The sequence below is a fragment of the Brucella tritici genome (genome assembly GCF_008932285.1).
Taxonomy (GTDB): domain Bacteria; phylum Pseudomonadota; class Alphaproteobacteria; order Rhizobiales; family Rhizobiaceae; genus Brucella; species Brucella tritici.
Map to the genome: position 1 here is coordinate 1 of NZ_WBVY01000020.1, position 1,929 is coordinate 1,929.

Consider the following 1,929-nt stretch of genomic DNA (forward strand, 5'->3'; position numbering starts at 1 on the left):
GAATCGGGTAGGAGGGCATTTTAGGCCCTCCTCCCACACCACCGTACGTACGGTTCCGTATACGGCGGTTCATGAAGCGTAGTATAGGCGTCGGTGTTCCTTCAGGAACGAGATCAGCCCGATTTTGGTGAAGTAGGCATTCGGTAGGGCTTCGTGCATGTGTGAGGTTCTGGCATTCCACCATGGTCCCCGGCCATTGCTGGCACTTATCCATGCACGCTCCTTCTTTATGCCTCGTTGCATCAGGTTTCTTGCGCGCGCGGCTGGTTTCGTCCATTGCCGCCACAGGGTAGCCCGCAGCTTGCGGTGAACCCATCCATCCATTTCCTCGAACGTCCCCTTCACGTCAGCCAGCTTAAAGTAAGCTGTCCAGCCGCGCAGGATCGGCGCTAGGTCCTTGATGGTGGCGTCAATGGCCCGGCCACGCCCAGCCCGGAACTGGGCTTTCAGTTTACCACGAAGACGTTTCACACTTTGTACCGCCACCTTAAGGCGGGGCATACGGTGAGCCGTCATTGAGTAGCCCAGAAAGACCCGGTTACATGGACGATCAACAGCGCTCTTGGTGGCGTTGACCTTCAGCTTCAGCCTCTTTTCAAGGAAGGTGGTGAGCGAAGCCATCACCCGTTGACCAGCACGCATTGACCGCACATAGATATTACAGTCGTCGGCGTAGCGGCAGAAGCGATGTCCGCGCTGTTCCAGTTCCTTGTCCAGATCGTCGAGCAAGACGTTTGATAATAGCGGAGACAGGGGACCGCCCTGCGGCGTTCCCTCGCTTCGCATTGTCGTCATCCCGCCCATCATCAACCCGGCTTGCAGATAACGGCGGATCAACCGCAGCACCCGTTTGTCGTAGACCTTGCGTGCCACTCGTGCCATCAGCACATCGTGGTTTACCCGGTCGAAGAACTTCTCCAGATCAAGATCAACCACAACGCGGTAACCGTCGGCCACATAGGACCGTGCGGCAAGGATCGCATCATGGGCACTCCGCTCCGGCCTAAAGCCGAAAGAGGAATTGGAGAAGCCTGGGTCGAAGATCGGCATCAGCACCTGATGTATCGCCTGCTGGATGAGGCGGTCGAGAACCGTGGGAATGCCAAGAAGGCGTTTCCCGCCGCCGGGCTTGGGGATTTCCACCCCGCGCACCGGCGCTGGCTCATACCGACCCGCCAGCAGGTCTTCCCTGATGCGCGGCCAATGCGATACGAGATGCTGCTTCAGGTCGCCAACGCTCATCTTGTCGATGCCCGCCGCTCCCTTGTTCGACACCACGCGGTGTAAGGCCGCTATCATGTTATCGCGACTGACGATCATTTCCATCAGTTGCATCGCGTCCTTCGGTTGTGAGTTGGACGATCCTGCCGTGACGTTTGATGCGCCCAAGGCATCCTCTCGCAGCTTCCGGCCACTACCTTCCGCATGGGCATGGGGCGTTTCAGCTCCATTATCTGCATCTGCTGTCGTCATCGAAAGATCGTTCTCCATCCGACACTTCATGTTCAGCCCTTCGCCGTCCGGTACGGCTACTACGGCATCTGCTGACTTCTGCCGCCCTATTCCGTCGCTTCTCAGCGGCGGTAGCACACCGTTGCCGGTGGCGAGGCGACAGATCTCCCGAGGTAAGACGCGTGACCTTCATGCCATATACCTGTCGCATCTACAGCCGCATCATCCGGGTGATATCGGGCTTTGGGTAAATGGGCCCCCTTGCCCTGATGCGACTGCCTCTTATGCGCTTCCTGTTCGTCAGGCCGGCACTTTGCTTACAGCTTCCTTCAGACCCCGCCTTACGACAACGCCCTTGCTGTTCGGCTAACGGTTCCCATCACCAGGGCCCGTAGAGGACTTTCACCTCCAAGTCATCGAACGGATACCATCCCGGTCGAGCGATGCTTGCGCACCACGCGCCATGCTCGGCGCACC

The 1,929-nt window shown here is 58.5% G+C and carries 1 protein-coding gene; it reads right to left on the minus strand.

The genetic code is table 11. From position 1 onward, the window contains the following. Positions 1-69: 69 nt before the first annotated feature. Positions 70-1,473: a group II intron reverse transcriptase/maturase gene (ltrA, locus tag F9K94_RS24190; protein WP_151649016.1), complete on the minus strand. Its 1,404-nt coding sequence runs from the start codon at positions 1,471-1,473 to the stop codon at positions 70-72. Positions 1,474-1,929: the final 456 nt, after the last annotated feature.